The following is a 15,296-nucleotide window of genomic DNA, read 5'->3' on the forward strand; positions in this document are numbered from 1 at the left end:
CATGCGGGTCGCGGAGGTGTTCGGGCACGTCATCGGGGCGGATGCGCCCATCCGTCTGGTCGCCTACGACGGCAGCAAGTCCGGTCCGGACGACGCCGAGGTCGCCCTGCGCATCGAGTCGCCGCGGGCGTTGGCGCGGCTGGCGTCGGCGCCGGGCACGCTCGGGCTGGCCCGGGCCTACGTGACGGGCGAGATCGACGTCGAGGGCGACCTCTACACCGCCCTGTCCGCGCTGGCCGACGTCACGCTGAACGGGGTCTCGAAGGGGGACTTCGCGCGGCTGCTCGCCACCGTCGGCCCGGTGTGGCTGAAGTACCGGCCCGCCCCGCCGGAGCTCGAGGCGCGGCCCCGCGGGCGGCTGCACTCGAAGTTCCGGGACAGCCAGGCGATCTCGCACCACTACGACGTGTCCAACCGGTTCTACGAGTGGGTGCTCGGGCCGTCCATGACCTACACCTGCGCCGCCTACCCCCGTCCGGACGCGACGCTGGAGGAGGCGCAGGAGGCCAAGTACGACCTGGTGGCGCGGAAGCTCGCGCTCGAGCCCGGGATGCGGCTGCTCGACGTCGGCTGCGGCTGGGGCGGAATGGTCCGGCACGCGGCCCGCACGGGCGTGCACGCGCTGGGCGTCACGCTGTCGAGGAACCAGGCCGAGTGGGCGCAGGAGGCGATCCGGCGCGAGGGCCTCGAGGAGTTCGCCGAGGTCCGGCACCTCGACTACCGGGACGTCCCCGAGACCGGGTTCGACGCCGTCAGCTCCATCGGGCTCACCGAGCACATCGGCAAGAAGCAGCTCGGCTCCTACTTCCGCTTCCTGTACGGGAAGCTCCGCCCGCAGGGCCGGCTGCTCAACCACTGCATCACCCAGCCGCACACGGTGAACAAGCGCAAGGTCGACCCGTTCATCGGCCGGTACGTGTTCCCGGACGGCCAGCTCGAGTCGCCCGGCCTGCTGATGACCGAGATGAACGACGCGGGCTTCGAGATCCGGCACGAGGAGAACCTGCGCGAGCACTACGCGCTGACCCTGCGGGACTGGGGCGGCAACCTCGAACAGCACTGGGACGAGGCCGTCGCCGAGGTCGGGATCGGCCGGGCCCGCGTGTGGCGGCTGTACATGGCCGCGTGCCGGCTCGGGTTCGAGCTCGACAACATCCAGCTGCACCAGATGCTCGGCGTGAAGCTCGGCGAGCACGGCGCGTCGGGCATGCCGCTGCGGGGCTGGCGGGCAGAGGGCGTGTGGTGAGCCGGCCCTGACCACCCGTGGCTAGGGTTCCTCCCGTGCCCGAGCGCCTGTCGCCCCTGGACGCCTCGTTCCTGTTCATGGAGGAGCGCACGACGGCGATGACCGTCGGCGGGGTGATGACCTTCGAGACCGGGTCGGACGGGGCGTTCGACGTCGACGCCTTCGTCCGGCTCATCGGCGACCGGCTCGCCCTGGTGCCGCGGTACCGGCAGAAGGTGCGCGAGGTGCCGGGGCGGCTCGGGCTGCCGGTGTGGGTCGACGACCCCGACTTCGACCTGAGCTACCACGTGCGGCGCTCGGCGCTGCCCGCGCCTGGCTCGGACGTGGCGCTGCGCGAGCTGGTGGGGCGGCTGCTGTCCCGCCAGCTCGACCGGTCCCGCCCGCTGTGGGAGATCTACCTGGTCGAGGGGTTCGAGGGGCACCGGCTCGCGGTCGTCACCAAGACCCACCACGCGATGGTCGACGGGCTGGCGTCGATGGACATCGGCGCCGTCCTGCTCGACACCACGCCGAAGCCGCGGCACGTCGACCCGGACGACTGGCGGCCCGCCCGGGAGCCGACGGGCCTGGAGCTGGCGGCCTCGGCGGTCGTGGAGAACATGCTGCGCCCCCGCAGCGCGGTCGACGCCGTCGCGCGCTCGGCCGCGGACCTGCGGCAGGCGGCGTCGTCGGTCCGGCGCTCGCTGGGCGGGCTGGCCGACGCCGTGCGCACCGCCCGCCACGGCCGCCCGGTCGGCGCCCTCAACGCGCCCATCGGCGAGCAGCGCCGCTTCGGGATGGCCCGGACCTCGCTGTTCGAGCACCGGGTGATCCGCCGGCGGCACGGCGCGGGCGGCGGCTCGGTCAACGACGTCGTCCTCGCGGTGGTGGCGGGGGCGCTGCGGCGCTGGCTGATCAGCCGCGGCGAGGCGATCTTCCCGGACTCCGTGGTGCGCGCGATGGTGCCGGTGAGCGTGCGCGGCCGCAGCGGGGCCGCCGTGGCGGGCAACCAGATCTCCGCGGTCTTCGTGGAGCTGCCGGTGGGGATCGAGGACCCGGTCGGGCGGCTGCGGTCGATCGCGGCGCAGATGGAGGCGCGCAAGCGGTTCGGCCGCTCGGCGGGCACCACCGCCGTCGTCGGGCTGGCCGGGCTGGCCACCCCGACCGTGCACCAGATGGGCGCCCGGCTGTCCTCCCGGCTCTCCTCGCGGTTGTTCAACGTCGTCGTCACGCACGTGCCGGGGCCGCCGCGCCCGCTCTACGCGATGGGCGCCCGGATGCGGGACATGTACCCGGTCGTCCCGCTGGCCCACGGACAGGCGGTCGCCATCGGCGTGACCTCCTACGACGGCACCGTCTGCTACGGACTCACCGCGGACCGTGACGCCCTGCCGGACGTCGACATCCTGGCCGCCGCGATCGACGACTCGCTCGCCGAGCTCAAGGACGCACCGGTCGTCGAGGCGGAGCGCACGTCCGGCTGAACGGGGCACCGATCCCCTTCCCGCGGGCCAGGTGCGCGTGCATCGTTCGCGCATGGTTCCACGCACGCCCCGGCGGGGGGAGCCGGAGATCCGCCCGCTGGGCGAGCAGGACCTCGACGCGGCCGACCGGATCCAGCGGCGGGCCTTCGCCGCGCTCGTCGGCGGCGACGACCAGCGGGACGCCGAGATCGTGCGCACCCGCTGGGCCGCGGGACACGTCGTGGCGCTCGGCGCGTTCGCCGACACGGGGCTGCAGGGCTCGGTGTTCGTCACGCGGTGGGGGAGCGTCGGGTTCGTCGGGCCGCTGTCGGTGGAGCCGGAGCTGTGGGACCGCGGCGTCGGGTCGCGGCTCTTCGGCGCGGCCGACGGGGTGCTGCGGGAAGGGGGGGTCACCCACCGCGGGCTCTTCACCTTCGCGCACAGCCCCCGCCACCACCGGCTCTACCAGCGCTTCGGGTACTGGCCGCGGTTCCTCACCGCGCTGATGTCCCGCCCGGTGCCCGCCGCGCGGCCGGCCGTCGACTCGACCTACGGGTCGGCCGTCGACCGGGAGGTCCTCACCGCCGCGGCCGCCCGGCTCGCCGGCGCGGTGTACCCCGGCCTCGACCTGGGCGGCGAGATCGCGGGCGTGCTGGACCAGAAGATCGGCGAGGTCGTGCTGGTCGGCCCGGCCGCGGCGCCCACCGGGGTGGCCGTGGTGCACGACGGGCCCGGGTCCGAGGCGGGCTCGGGCGTGGCGTACGTGAAGGTCGGGCTGGTCCGGCCGGGCGCGCGGGCGGACTTCGCCGCGCTCGTCGACGCCTGCCTGGCCCACGCCGCGGCGATCGGGGCCCAGCGGCTCGTGGTCGGGGTCAACACCGCCCGCCACCGCGCGTACCGGCTCCTCGTCGCGAAGGGCTTCGCCACGGACGTCCCGGGCGTCACGATGCACGCGCCCAACGAGCCCGGGTACGACCACGAGGACGCGTTCGTGATCGACGACTGGCGCTGAGACCGCGCGCGTCATGGCTCCCTGACGCGACTTTCTGGTCGCTCTGGCCGCATTCTGGTTCCACAGCGCGACATTCGGGCGGTCAGACGGCGCGGAGGGCGGCGTGCGCGGCCGCCGACGCCCGGCTCGCGTAGCCGCCGCCGAACAGCACCGTGTGCACGAGCAGCGGGAACAGCTGGTGCAGCGGCACCCGGGACCGCCAGCCCTCGGCCAGCGGAGCGGTCTCGTCGTAGCCGGCCAGGACCCGCTCGAGGTGCGGCAGGCCGAACAGCGCCAGCATCGCCAGGTCGGTCTCTCGGTGCCCGCCGTGCGCCGCCGGGTCGATCAGCCACGCGCCCTCGACGGACCACAGGACGTTGCCCGACCACAGGTCGCCGTGCAGCCGCGCCGGCGGCTCCGGCGGCCCGGCCAGCTCCGGCAGCCGGGCGCACACCTCGTCGAACACCGCGGTGTCCGGCAGGTCGGCGCGTCGCACGTACGCCAGGATCCGGTGCTCGGCGTACCACTCCGGCCAGGAGTCGCCCGGTTCGTTGCGCATCCCGGTCGCGCCGATCCACGCGTCGGCCGGGCCGCCGGGTGGGGGAGCACCGAAGTCGGGCGCGCCGGCGTCGTGCAGGGCCGCCAGGCGCCGGCCGAACTCCTCGGCGGCGACCGCGGACGCCGAACCGGCCGGCACCTCCTGGGTGACCAGCCACTCCGCGTCGGCGGCGTACACCTCGGGCACGGGCGGACCGCCGGGCACGGCGAGCCACCGCAGGCCCGCGGCCTCGGCCGGCACGGACGGGTCCCGCTTGACGACGGCGGCCCGCCCGTCCGGCAGGGTCACCCGCCGGACCCCGCCGCCCCCCACGGCCCGCGGGTCCAGCCCGACCGCGGCGAGCGCCTCCCCGGGCACGCGGGCCCTCAGAGCTCCTTGCGGACCCGCTCCAGCAGGCCCGGGACCGCGGCCTCGATCATGCGGAGGACCTCGTCGAAGCCGTCCGGGCCGCCGTAGTAGGGGTCGGGGACCTCGGCGTCGTCGGAGGAGTCGGGATCGAAGGAGCGCAGCATCACCACCCGGTCCGGTTCGGGGACGGAGTCGCGCAGGGCGCGGCGGTGACCGTGGTCGAGGGCGACGATCACGTCGGCGGAGAGCACGTGCGAGTCGATCTGGCGGGCCCTGTGGGCGGTGTCGTAGCCGTGCCGCTCGAGGACCTCGGCCGCCCGCGGGTCCATCGGCTCGCCGACGTGCCAGCCGCCCGTCCCCGCGCTGGTCACCGCGACCTCGGCCGCCAGACCGGCGTCGTCGAGCGCGGCGCGGAACACCTTCTCCGCCATCGGGGAGCGGCAGATGTTGCCGGTACAGACGAAACTGACATGCACCCCGTCACCGTAGGGTGCGTCGGTATGGAGGGTGTCCCGGAGCGGCCGGAGGAGATCAAGACCACTGTGTCCGGTTCGCGCCCGGTCGCCCCGGGTCCCGATCCGGACACCCTGCGTCATCCCCTGCGTCATCACGGCGACGCGGAGGCCGCGCCGGGGCTCGTCGACTTCGCCGTCAACGTCCGGGGGGACGCCCCGCCGGCCTGGTTGCGGGCGCGGCTCGCGGCCGCCCTGGACGACCTGGCCCGCTACCCCTCGGCCGAGCACGACCGCCGCGCCCGCGAGGCCGTCGCCCGGCGGCACGGCCGGGAACCCGAGGAGGTGCTGGTGCTCGCGGGCAGCGCGGAGGGGTTCGCGCTGCTCCCCGCGCTGCGGCCGCACCGCCCGGTCGTCGTGCACCCGGGGTTCACCGAGCCGGAGGCCGCCCTGCGCGGCGCGGGCCTGCCGGTGGGGCACGTGCTCACCGCGGAGGCGGAGGGACACCGGCTCGACCCGGCCGCCGTGCCGGAGGAGGCCGACCTGGTCGTCGTCGGGAACCCGACGAACCCGACGGGCGTGCTGCACCCCGCCGCCGACCTGCGGGCCCTGGCCCGGCCCGGCCGGGTGCTGGTCGTGGACGAGGCCTTCGCCGACGCCGTGCCGGGCGAGCCTGAGTCGCTGGCGGGGGAGCGCCTGCCGGGGCTGCTCGTCCTGCGCTCGCTGACCAAGACGTGGGCGCTCGCCGGGCTGCGCGCCGGCTATGCGCTCGGCGACCCCGCCCTGCTCGCGCGGCTGGCGGCGCCGCGGCCGCACTGGCCGGTCGGCACGCTGGGCCTGGAGGCGGTGACCGCCTGCTCCGAGCCCGCCGCGGTGGCCGGGGCGGCGCGGGCGGCCGCGGAGCTGGCGGAGCACCGCCGCACGCAGGCGGCCGCCCTGGCGACGGTCCCGGGCGTCGAGGTGCTGCCCGGCGTGGCGCCCTACCTGCTGCTCCGGCTGCCCGCGGGCCGGGGCGCCGTGGTCCGGGAACGGTTGCGGCGGAACGGGATCGCGGTGCGTCGGTGCGACACCTTCCCGGGTCTGGGGCCGGACCACCTGCGCGTCGCGGTGCGGGAGCCGGCCCGCGTGGCGCTCCTGGTCGAGGCACTGGCCGCGGCCCTGGTAGGTGTAGCGGCGTGAGCGCGCACCCCCCGCCGACGCTGGCCGACGTCACCGCCGCCCTCGAGGCCGCCTACCCGCCCGGCCTCGCCCAGGACTGGGACGCCGTCGGCCTGGTCTGCGGCGACCCGGCCGAGCCGGTGCGCCGGGTGCTGTTCGCCGTCGACGCGGTGGCCGAGACGGTCGACGAGGCGCTGGAGACGGACGCCCAGCTGCTGGTCACGCACCATCCGCTGCTGCTGCGCGGGGTGCGCGGGGTCGGCGCGGACACGCCCAAGGGCGCGCTGCTGCACCGGCTGATCCGCCGCGGCGTGGGGCTCTTCACCGCGCACACCAACGCCGACGCCGCCGATCCCGGCGTGTCCGACGCCCTGGCCGAGGTCCTGGGCCTGCGGGTGGCGGCGCCGCTGCAGCCACAGCCGGCGGACCCGCTGGACAAGATCGTGGCGTTCGTGCCGACCGGTCCGGCGCTGCGCAGCGTGCACGAGGCGCTCTCCGCGGCGGGCGCGGGCGAGATCGGCGACTACAGCCACTGCTCCTTCGCCACCGCCGGGACCGGCCAGTTCCTGCCGCACACCGGGGCCGAGCCGGCGATCGGCGAGGTCGGGAGGCTCGAGCGGGTCGCGGAGACCCGGCTGGAGATGGTGCTGCCGCGGCACCGCCGGCGCGCGGTGGTCGAGGCGCTGCGCGCGGCGCACCCCTACGAGGAGCCCGCCTTCGACGTGTTCGAGCTGGCCGCCCTGCCCTCGGCGCGCGGGCTCGGCCGGGTGGGGGAGCTGCCGGAGGCGGAACCGTTGTCCGCCTTCACCGAGCGGGTCGCAGCGGCCCTGCCGCGGACCGCGTGGGGCGTGCGCGCGGCGGGCGACCCGGAGCGGCCGGTCCACCGGGTCGCGGTGTGCGGCGGCGCGGGCGACTCGGCACTGTCCGCGGCGGTCGCGGCCGGCGTCGACGCCTACGTCACCGCGGACCTGCGCCACCACCCGGCGTCGGAGCACCTGCTGGCGGGGTCGCTGCCCGGCCGCCCGACGCCCGAGCTGGTCGACGTCGCGCACTGGGCGTCGGAGTGGCCCTGGTGCGCGCAGGCGGCGGCCGTCGTCGAGAAGGCGCTGGGGGGTAGCGTCGAGACCCGCGTGTCCCGGCTCCGGACCGATCCCTGGACCCTCGGCGCGTGAGGACCCGACAAGGAGGACGAGGGGCGTGAAGGCCGATCCCGCCGCGCAGCGGCGGCTGCTGGACCTGGCCGAGGTCGACGCCGAGCTGACCCGGCTCGCGCACCGCCGCCGGGCGCTGCCCGAGCACGCGGAGCTGACCGAGGCCGAGGCGCGGGTGCGGACGAGCAAGGACGCCGTGGTCGAGGCCGAGACCGCCGCGGGCGACCTGGACCGCGACATCCGCCGGCTGGAACGTGACGTCGAGGGCGTGCGGGCCCGCACCGAGAAGGACAGGGCCGTGCTCGCCGGCTCGGGGGTGAGCGCCCGCCAGGCCGCCGACCTGCAGCACGAGCTGGAGACCCTCGCCCGCCGGCAGGCCGTCCTCGAGGACGAGCAGCTCGAGGTCATGGAACAGCGCGAGGCGTTGGGCGGCAACCTCGACCACGCCCGCCGGGTGCTGGCCGAGGCCGAGGAGCACCTGCAGGCCGTGGCCGGGCGGCGGGACACCGCGCTCGCCGACATCGACGCCGCCGAGGCGGGCCGGCGCCGGGACCGCGAGGCGATCCTCCCCGACCTGCCGGCGGACCTGCTGGGCGCCTACGAGCAGCGCCGCGGGCAGGGCCGCGTCGGGGCGGGGCTGCTGCGCGAGCGCCGGTGCGGCGCCTGCCGCCTCGAGCTCGACCGCACCTTCCTGGGCCGGGTCAGGGCGGCCACGGCGGACGACGTCGTCCACTGCGAGGAGTGCGGCGCGATCCTGGTGCGGACCGGGGAGTCCGGGCTGTGAGCACGACCTCCGGCACGCCGTCGGGCTCGGCGGCCTGGACCGGGCAGAAGGGCGCCCCGACCCGGATGCTGCTGCTCCGGCACGGGCAGACGCCGCTGTCGGTGGAGAAGCGCTACTCCGGGCTGGGCGATCCCGTCCTGACCGAGCGCGGCGAGGCGCAGGCCGCCGGGGCCGCCGCCCGGATCGGCGCCCTCGGCGGCGTCGACGCGATCCTCACCTCGCCGCTGCGGCGGGCGCGGCAGACCGCCGAGGCCGTCGCCGCGGCCACCGGGCTGCCGGTGCAGGTGCGGGACGGGCTGATCGAGACGGACTTCGGCGAGTGGGAGGGCCTGACCTTCGTCGAGGCCCGCGAGCGCGACCCGGAGATCTTCGCCCGGTGGCTGGGGAACACGGGCGTCGCCCCACCCGGCGGGGAGAGCTTCGACGAGGCCGGCGTCCGGGTCTCGGCCGAACGTGCCAAGATCGTCGCGGACTTCCCGGGCCGCACGGTCGTCGTGGTCAGCCACGTCACCCCGATCAAGCTGATCCTGCAGGAGGCCCTGGCCAGCGGCAGCTCGATCCTCTACCGGCTGCACCTGGACCTGGCCTCGCTCTGCATCGCGGACTTCTTCCCCGACGGCGGCGCCTCGGTCCGGCTGGTCAACGACACCTCGCACGTGCCCGGCGACCCCTCCTAGCCGGCCAGGCTCCACACCGCCCACAACGCGGTCGTCGCCGCGGCCAGTGCGAGGGGCACGGTCAGCAGCCCGACCGCGGTGAAGGTGCGCAGCGCGGGGGCGGCCGGCAGGATCCGCCGCCACAGCAGCGTCGCGAGCGATCCGACGTAGGTCAGGTTCGGGCCGATGTTCACCCCGAGCAGCAACGCCAGGACCAGCGCGGGGTGCGGGACCGGGCCGAGCGCGGCGATCAGCACCAGCGTGGCGGGCAGGTTGTTGACGACGTTCGCCAGCACCGCCGCCACCGCCGCGACCACGAGCAGCCCGGGCAGGGTCGGTGCGTCCGGCAGGATCACGGCGAGCCAGCCGGCCAGCCCGTGCGTGGCGACGGCGGCGACCACCACGCCGAGCGCCAGCACGAAGACGCAGAACAGCGGCGACGTGCCGGCGACCAGCCCGGCGACGCCGATCTCCCGCCGCGCGAGCGCCCGGACCGCGAGCACCACCGCGCCGGCCGCTGCCACCCACACCGGCTCGATCCCCGCCGTCGACGACAGGCCGAACCCGACCAGCGTGAGCGCGAGCACGACCAGCGCGAACCGGGGCGTCCGCTCGCCCTCGCGGGCCGGCGGCAGCGGGGTCGCCACGCGGAGATCGGCGTCGAAGAACCGGCGCAGCACGCCGTACTCCACGGCGAGCGTGACCAGCCACGGCAGCAGCATCAGCCCGGCGAAGCCGAGGAACGACAGCCCCGAGGCCTCGAAGACCAGCAGGTTCGTGAGGTTCGACACCGGCAGCAGCAGCGAGCCGGCATTGGAGAGGTGGACGCAGGCGTAGGCGTGCGGGCGCTCGGGAAGCCGCAGCCGGGCCGTCGTCGCGAGGACCACGGGGGTCAGCAGCACGACCGTCGCGTCGAGGCTGAGCACCACGGTCACCGCCGTGGCCGCGGCGAAGACCAGCCCGAACAGGCGCGGCGCCCGGCCTCCGGCAGCCCCGGCGAGCCGCGCGCCGAGCCAGGTGAACACGCCGTCGGCGTCGGCGAGCCGGCCGAGCAGCAGGATCGCGGCCAGGAAGCCGACGGTCGGGCCCAGCTCGCCGATCTCCGCGACCGCCGCGGACCACGGCAGGAGCCCGAGCACGACGACCAGGACCGCGGCCCGGACGCCGGCCGCCGCCTCGGGCAGCCCGCGGGGCCGCAGGACCGCGACCGCCAGCACGACCGCGAGGAGCGCGGCCGCCAGGGCGAACGCCATCAGGTGAGGAGCAGGTACACGCCGACCGCCAGGCCGAGCGCCACCACGCACCAGCGCAGGATGTCGTCGCGCATCCGCCGGGCGACGCGGGCGCCGACGTAGCCGCCGACCAGTGTGGTGGGCGCGAGGATCGCGACGTCGGACCAGCCGACGGGGGCGCGGAGCCCGAAGATCACCAGCGTGACCGTGGCGGCGACGAGCGACAACAGGCCCTTGAGGGCGTTGAGCCGGACGAGCGTGTCGTTGGCCAGCAGCGACAGCACCGAGATCAGGATGACCCCGAGCGCCCCGCCGAAGTAGCCGCCGTACGCGCCGGCCACGAACACGGCCGGGAGCAGCCACGCGGTCCGGTCCGGCGCATCGGGGTCCGGGCTGCCGATCCACCGTTTCAGGTACGGGCCGAGCGCCATCATGACGCTGGCCAGGATGACGAGCGCGGGGACGACGGCGTCGAACACGGCGCCGGGCAGGACCAGCAGCAGGATGCAGCCGACGACGGAGCCCAGCGCGGCCGCGATGCAGGTCAGCACGATGCGCCGGCGCTGTTCGCGCAGCTCGCGCCGGTTGCCGACGACGATCCCGACGTAGCCCGGCCACTGGGCGATGGAGTTGGTGACGTTGGCGGCCAGCGGGTTCAGGCCCACCGCCAGCAGCGCGGGGAAGACGAGCAGGGAGCCGCCGCCCGCGACCGCGTTGACCGCGCCGGCCACCAGCCCCGCGACGAGGAGGAAGACCAGTTGACCCGGCGACGCGCCCACCACGGCGGAAACAGTAGACGCCCGGTCGGCCGGGCGCCGGGTCGTGCTCCGGGTTCCGCCCGCATGTCGGTTGTGTCGGATGCTGCATTGCGCAACGGTCGGGGGGCGGGAGCACCATGGGGGTGCGCGGGGTCGTCGACCCCGGGCCGGGGGGAGGTCGCGATGTCGCAACGGTGGGGCGTGGTCCTGGCGACCGTGCTCATCCTCGCCTGGTGCGTCGTGCCGATCTGGATCATGCTGCAGCGCCGCGGTGCCGCCACGCGCGCGGTGCGGGCCGCGGTGACCGGGGTGGTCGCCGTCGTCGGGCTCGGGGCGTTGGTGGCGGCCTGGGTCGGGACCTCGGCGGGCGAGGGGACGCTGCGCACCTTCGTGACCGGTCCGGCGGCCACGGCCGCGCGCCCGCCGCTGGCGGCCGTGGCGCCGGTGCCCGCGGTGGCCCCGCCGCCCTCCTCGACCACGGGGAGCCCGGGAGGCACGGGAGGCACGGGAGGCACGGGGGGCATGGTCCCCGCGAGCGCGCCGGCCGCGGAACCGGTCGCCGCTCCGCGGGTCCCGGTGGTGTCGCCCGACGCGGGCCAGGTCGGGGAGCCGAACAAGGCGGGGAGCACCGGGCCCGCGGAGCGGGTGCCCGCCGAGGCGGCCCCGCAGCCGCGTGCCGTGGCCCAGCCGGCTCCTCGCGCGGCGGCCGCGCCCGGTCCTCGGGGCCGAAGCGCGCCCGTGATCGAGGGCGGGCCGGCGCGGCACGAGGCCCTCCCGGCCGCGCCGCCGCTCCTCCCGCCGAGCACGGTGCCGACCACGTCGGTGACCGCGCCGTCGCCGACGACCACCCCGACGACCACGACCACGACCACGACCACGACCACGACCACGACGCCCCCGGCCTCGTCACCGACGAGGACCCGCGTCGCCAAGCCCCCGGTCGGCGGCCCGACGGCCACCGCGACGGAGGGTGCACCGGCCTCGACCACGCCGGTCCGCACCTGGCCGGCCAGGTCGAAGCCGACCACGCCCTCGCCTCAGCCGACGCTGCCGCCCTCCGCGCCCACGTCGTCGACCACGCCCGTCACGCCGACGACCACGCTGCCGCCGGCCCCCTGACCGCGATCACGCCCGCGCCGCCGCCCCGGCCGGACGGTCGGGGCGGGCGGGCAGGTCGACCGCCTCGGTCGGCGGTGTGACCAACCGGCCCACCAGCCCGCCGAGCCGCCGCGCCGGCCGGCTCCCGGCACACCGCAGTCCGGCCCGCACGAGCCGCACCCCGGTGGCGGTACGCGGGTGGGCGATCCGCGGTGCACCCGGCGGCCGCTTCTGGGCGCGGTCCACGTAGGGCCGCATCACCGACTCGTAGCGGGCGAAGGCGCGCCGGTGGTCGATCCCCGTCGCGCCGGTTGCGGCCGCGAGCTCACCCGCCAGCACGTACGCCCCGGTGAGGGCGAGGCTCGTGCTCATCCCGCTGACGGGGGAGGCGCACCAGGCGGCGTCGCCCGGCAGGGCGACGCGGCCCCGGGCCCGGGCCGGGGGCGGGCCAGCGCCGCCCCGTCCGGTCCTCGCGCTACGATCGTGGCGCGGACGAGCGGGCCGGGCGACCGCGTCGGCGTCATGCCGCCGAGGAAAGTCCGGACTCCGCAGGGCAGGGTGGTTGTCAACGGCAACCCGGGGCGACCCGCGGGACAGTGCCACAGAGAACAGACCGCCGTGCGCCCCCGGGCGCGCGGTAAGGGTGAAACGGTGGTGTAAGAGACCACCAGCACCCCGGGTGACCGGGGTGGCTCGGTAAACCCCACCCGGAGCAAGGCCAAGAGGCCTCCCCAGGGAGGCTGCGCAGGTGTTCGAGGGCGGCCCGTCCGAGCCTGCGGGTAGGCCGCTCGAGCCTGCCGGTGACGGCAGGCCTAGATGGATGGTCGCCGAACGGAGCGCCGTGAGGCGCCCGGGAACAGGATCCGGCTTACAGGCCCGCTCGTCCGCCTCTCGCCTCCGGCCTCCCGCGATCCCCTTCCCCGTCCCGGGAGGTGATTGCGAACGGCGACCGTCTCCAATAGCGTCCGGCTCGCGGCCGACACCCGGGAGGTCTCCGAGCGCCATGAGGACCGCGATCACGGACATGATCGGGTGCGAGTACCCGATCGTCGCGTTCAGTCACTGTCGGGACGTGGTCGCGGCGGTGACCCACGCCGGCGGCTTCGGCGTCCTCGGCGTGGCCGGTCGCCTGCCCGAGGAGCTGGACGTGGAGCTGCGCTGGCTCGACGAGCACACGGGAGGGCGCGGCTACGGCGTCGACGCGCTGATCCCGCGGAAGGTCGAGCAGGTCGGCGCCTCCGGAGGGCACGTCCCGGAGGAGCACCGGAGGTTCGTGGCCGACCTCCTGGCCCGGTACGACGTGCCCGAGCTGCCCGCGGACGAGGCCGAGCGGGTCCGCGCGTCGGCCGGCCGGGCGGACGCGATGGTCGCGCGGGCCTCCGAGCTGTGGGACGTGATCAGCGAGCACCCGGTGACGATGTTCGTCAGCGCCCTCGGCCCGCCCCCGGCCGACCTGGTGGAGAAGGCCCACGCCAAGGGGGTCGTCGTGGGCGGGCTGGCCGGTGCCGTCCAGCACGCCGAGCGGCAGAAGGCCGCGGGGGTCGACCTCGTCGTCGCCCAGGGCTCCGAGGCCGGGGGGCACTGCGGCGAGATCGCGACGATGGTGCTCGTGCCGGACGTCGTGGACGCCATGGACGGCACCCCCGTGCTCGCCGCGGGCGGGATCGCGACCGGGCGGCAGATGGCTGCCGCGCTGAGCCTCGGGGCCGCCGGCGTGTGGACGGGCTCGGTGTGGCTGACGACCCAGGAGGCCGAGACCCACCCCGTGGTGAAGGAGAAGATGCTCGCGGCGAGCGCCTCGGACACCGTCCGGTCGCGGTCCAGCACCGGCAAGCACGCCCGGCAGCTCGTGTCGGCCTGGACCCGGGAGTGGGAGGACCCGGCGAATCCGGACCCGCTCGGGATGCCGCACCACAGCGAGCTCATCGCCGAGGCGAAGGCCCGGATCGGCCGCGGTGCCCACGTCCGCGGTTCGGGTTCCGAGCAGCTCGTCAACTACTTCGTGGGGCAGGTCGTGGGGCGGATGCGGTCGGTGAGGCCCGCTCGCCGGGTCCTGGAGGAGATCGTGGCGGAGTACGCGGACACCGTCGCGCGGATCGAGAGGATCAACGCCGGGTGAGCGCCGGGACCCGGCCGTCCGTGCGGGTCAGGTCCGCTGCCCACGCTCCAGCCGGGTGACGATCGGGACCACGGCCGCGGCGCCGTCCTCGGCGCGGATCCGGCTCGCGAGCGCGGTGGCCCGATCGCGACAGGTCGGTTCGTCCAGACAGGCCCGCAGGGCGTCGGCCAGGGTGTCCGCCGTCAGCTCGTCGAGGGGCAGCGGGGGCGGCGCGACCCCGAGACGGTGCAGCCTGTCCGCCCAGAAGGGCTGGTCGACCAGGACGGGCACCGGGACCGCCGGTACCCCCGCGCGCAGCCCGGCCCCGGTGGTGCCGGCCCCGGCGTGGTGGACCACGGCGGCCACGCGGGGGAACAACCACTCGTGGGGCAGGTCCCCGACGAGCAGGACGTCGTCGCCGACGGGGCCGAGCCCGGCCCAGCCGGACTGGACGACGGCGCGCACCCCGGCACGGGCGACGGCGGCCGCCACGATTTCGTGGAGCCGGTCGTGCCCCGGCGTCATGCTGCCGAACCCGACGAACACCGGAGGCGGACCGGCCTGCAGGAAGTCGAGCAGGTGATCCGGAGGCCGCCACCGCGGCGGTGCGGCCGGCCACCAGTAGCCGGTCACGTGCACCGACGCGGGCCAGTCGGCGGGGCGGGGCACCACCGCCGGGCTGAACCCGTGGCAGATCGGCCAGTCGTCCGGCGGGGCCGGCGCCTCCGCGGCGCGCGGGAGGCCGAGCCGGGCGCGCAGCCGCCGCAGCACGTCGGCGTAGAGGGAGCCGGTCCGGGCGAGCAGCTCGCGGCCCGCGGCGAGGTTGTCGGCGGGCGAGGGGTGCGCGGTGACGGGCGGGCCGGGGGGCGGGAACTCCCGGGTGGGGACCCCCGGCGCGAGATAGACGCCCACGCTGGGGATGCCGAGGCCCTCGGCGACGAGCCGGCTCACCGGGGCCGGGCCGAACGCGGTGAGCACCAGGTCCGTCCCGGCGGCCGCGGCGGCCAGCACCCCGTCGCCCAGCTCGTCGAGGAACGCGGCGAAGACCGATCGCGCGGCCTGCGGGGAGGGGGCGGCCGTGCGGGCGCGGACGAGCTCGACCGGGTCGCCGGGAAGCACCCGGTGCTCCAGCCCGCACTCGTGCACGAGAGCGGCGAACCGCTGGTGTGCGGCCAGCGCCACCTGGTGGCCCGCCTGCTGCAGGCGCAGGCCCAGCCCCGTGAACGGCGCGACGTCACCTCGCGAACCCGCGGTCACGATCAGGATCCGCATCAGGTCCTCTCCGCGGTACCGGTGCGGCGGCGCCGACCACTCTTCCGATAC

The 15,296-nt window shown here is 76.3% G+C and carries 15 protein-coding genes and 1 other RNA gene; 10 read left to right on the forward strand and 6 right to left on the reverse strand.

Translation table 11 applies throughout. The features are described 5' to 3' along the window. Position 1: 1 nt before the first annotated feature. Genes ACFQH9_RS12705 through ACFQH9_RS12715 form a run of 3 tightly spaced genes read left to right on the forward strand, consistent with a single transcriptional unit; the run spans position 2 to position 3,700 of the window. Positions 2–1,246, forward strand: a complete 1,245-nt coding sequence (locus ACFQH9_RS12705; RefSeq protein WP_379566218.1) for a class I SAM-dependent methyltransferase — start codon at positions 2–4, stop codon at positions 1,244–1,246. A gap of 35 nt (positions 1,247–1,281) precedes the next feature. Further along, the gene (locus ACFQH9_RS12710; protein WP_379566219.1) at positions 1,282–2,709 is read left to right on the forward strand and encodes a WS/DGAT/MGAT family O-acyltransferase; all 1,428 of its coding nucleotides are present in this window, start codon (positions 1,282–1,284) and stop codon (positions 2,707–2,709) included. A gap of 52 nt (positions 2,710–2,761) precedes the next feature. Further along, positions 2,762–3,700 (forward strand): GNAT family N-acetyltransferase, encoded by a 939-nt coding sequence (locus tag ACFQH9_RS12715; protein ID WP_379566220.1) that lies wholly within the window; start codon positions 2,762–2,764, stop codon positions 3,698–3,700. Positions 3,701–3,782: 82 nt separating this feature from the next. On the opposite strand, the gene ACFQH9_RS12720 is transcribed toward ACFQH9_RS12715, so the two are convergent. After that, on the reverse strand, positions 3,783–4,595 hold the full coding sequence (locus ACFQH9_RS12720; RefSeq protein ID WP_379566221.1) for a fructosamine kinase family protein: 813 nt from the start codon (positions 4,593–4,595) through the stop codon (positions 3,783–3,785). Positions 4,596–4,603: 8 nt separating this feature from the next. Beyond that, positions 4,604–5,062, reverse strand: coding sequence for a low molecular weight protein-tyrosine-phosphatase (locus ACFQH9_RS12725; protein WP_379566222.1), 459 nt, complete (start codon positions 5,060–5,062; stop codon positions 4,604–4,606). Between the two features lie 24 nt (positions 5,063–5,086). Here ACFQH9_RS12725 and cobC point away from each other — a divergent pair, with 24 nt between their 5' ends. The 4 genes from cobC to ACFQH9_RS12745 are packed head-to-tail and all read left to right on the forward strand — an operon-like array spanning position 5,087 to position 8,808. Beyond that, positions 5,087–6,217 carry an Rv2231c family pyridoxal phosphate-dependent protein CobC gene (gene cobC, locus ACFQH9_RS12730; RefSeq protein WP_379566223.1) on the forward strand — a complete coding sequence of 377 codons (1,131 nt, stop codon included), beginning with the start codon at positions 5,087–5,089 and terminating at the stop codon, positions 6,215–6,217. A 20-nt stretch (positions 6,218–6,237) separates the two neighbouring features. Then, the gene (locus tag ACFQH9_RS12735) at positions 6,238–7,368 is read left to right on the forward strand and encodes a Nif3-like dinuclear metal center hexameric protein (RefSeq protein WP_379566284.1); all 1,131 of its coding nucleotides are present in this window, start codon (positions 6,238–6,240) and stop codon (positions 7,366–7,368) included. A 25-nt stretch (positions 7,369–7,393) separates the two neighbouring features. After that, the gene (locus tag ACFQH9_RS12740; protein WP_379566224.1) at positions 7,394–8,131 is read left to right on the forward strand and encodes a zinc ribbon domain-containing protein; all 738 of its coding nucleotides are present in this window, start codon (positions 7,394–7,396) and stop codon (positions 8,129–8,131) included. After that, positions 8,128–8,808: a histidine phosphatase family protein gene (locus ACFQH9_RS12745; protein ID WP_379566225.1), complete on the forward strand. Its 681-nt coding sequence runs from the start codon at positions 8,128–8,130 to the stop codon at positions 8,806–8,808. Before ACFQH9_RS12740 ends, ACFQH9_RS12745 begins: the two co-directional genes overlap by 4 nt. On the opposite strand, the gene ACFQH9_RS12750 is transcribed toward ACFQH9_RS12745, so the two are convergent. Together ACFQH9_RS12750 and ACFQH9_RS12755 are read right to left on the reverse strand one after the other, a co-directional pair. Continuing rightward, positions 8,805–10,040, reverse strand: coding sequence for an SLC13 family permease (locus tag ACFQH9_RS12750; RefSeq protein ID WP_379566226.1), 1,236 nt, complete (start codon positions 10,038–10,040; stop codon positions 8,805–8,807). The genes ACFQH9_RS12745 and ACFQH9_RS12750 overlap by 4 nt on opposite strands. Beyond that, a complete protein-coding gene (locus tag ACFQH9_RS12755; protein ID WP_379566227.1) occupies positions 10,040–10,801 on the reverse strand; it encodes a sulfite exporter TauE/SafE family protein in 762 nt (253 codons plus the stop codon). Before ACFQH9_RS12755 ends, ACFQH9_RS12750 begins: the two co-directional genes overlap by 1 nt. Positions 10,802–10,960: 159 nt before the next feature. Between ACFQH9_RS12755 and ACFQH9_RS12760 the strand changes: the two genes are divergently transcribed. Further along, complete coding sequence (locus ACFQH9_RS12760; protein WP_379566228.1) at positions 10,961–11,896, forward strand: hypothetical protein; 936 nt, start codon at positions 10,961–10,963, stop codon at positions 11,894–11,896. Between the two features lie 6 nt (positions 11,897–11,902). Here ACFQH9_RS12760 and ACFQH9_RS12765 read toward each other — a convergent pair whose 3' ends face one another. Further along, positions 11,903–12,247, reverse strand: coding sequence for a hypothetical protein (locus tag ACFQH9_RS12765; protein ID WP_379566229.1), 345 nt, complete (start codon positions 12,245–12,247; stop codon positions 11,903–11,905). Positions 12,248–12,368: 121 nt separating this feature from the next. Between ACFQH9_RS12765 and rnpB the strand changes: the two genes are divergently transcribed. Beyond that, positions 12,369–12,762: RNase P RNA component class A (gene rnpB, locus ACFQH9_RS12770), an RNA gene on the forward strand. A 116-nt stretch (positions 12,763–12,878) separates the two neighbouring features. Continuing rightward, entirely contained in the window at positions 12,879–13,994 is a 1,116-nt protein-coding gene (locus ACFQH9_RS12775; RefSeq protein ID WP_379566230.1) for a nitronate monooxygenase, read from the forward strand. A 27-nt stretch (positions 13,995–14,021) separates the two neighbouring features. Here ACFQH9_RS12775 and ACFQH9_RS12780 read toward each other — a convergent pair whose 3' ends face one another. Continuing rightward, complete coding sequence (locus tag ACFQH9_RS12780; RefSeq protein ID WP_379566231.1) at positions 14,022–15,245, reverse strand: glycosyltransferase; 1,224 nt, start codon at positions 15,243–15,245, stop codon at positions 14,022–14,024. Between the last annotated feature and the right edge of the window lie 51 nt (positions 15,246–15,296).

Source organism: Pseudonocardia lutea (assembly GCF_042658055.1).
In the GTDB taxonomy this organism is placed as follows: Bacteria; Actinomycetota; Actinomycetes; order Mycobacteriales; family Pseudonocardiaceae; genus Pseudonocardia; species Pseudonocardia lutea.

What these genes read in the sequence shown, in the direction of transcription:
- ACFQH9_RS12715 (WP_379566220.1), top strand. Translation starts at nt 2,762, where the DNA reads ATGGTTCCACGCACGCCCCGGCGGGGGGAGCCGGAGATCCGCCCGCTG.
- ACFQH9_RS12705 (WP_379566218.1), top strand. Translation starts at nt 2, where the DNA reads ATGCGGGTCGCGGAGGTGTTCGGGCACGTCATCGGGGCGGATGCGCCC.
- ACFQH9_RS12765 (WP_379566229.1), bottom strand. Translation starts at nt 12,247, where the DNA reads ATGAGCACGAGCCTCGCCCTCACCGGGGCGTACGTGCTGGCGGGTGAG.
- cobC (WP_379566223.1), top strand. Translation starts at nt 5,087, where the DNA reads ATGGAGGGTGTCCCGGAGCGGCCGGAGGAGATCAAGACCACTGTGTCC.
- ACFQH9_RS12760 (WP_379566228.1), top strand. Translation starts at nt 10,961, where the DNA reads ATGTCGCAACGGTGGGGCGTGGTCCTGGCGACCGTGCTCATCCTCGCC.
- ACFQH9_RS12780 (WP_379566231.1), bottom strand. Translation starts at nt 15,245, where the DNA reads ATGCGGATCCTGATCGTGACCGCGGGTTCGCGAGGTGACGTCGCGCCG.
- ACFQH9_RS12775 (WP_379566230.1), top strand. Translation starts at nt 12,879, where the DNA reads ATGAGGACCGCGATCACGGACATGATCGGGTGCGAGTACCCGATCGTC.
- ACFQH9_RS12750 (WP_379566226.1), bottom strand. Translation starts at nt 10,040, where the DNA reads ATGGCGTTCGCCCTGGCGGCCGCGCTCCTCGCGGTCGTGCTGGCGGTC.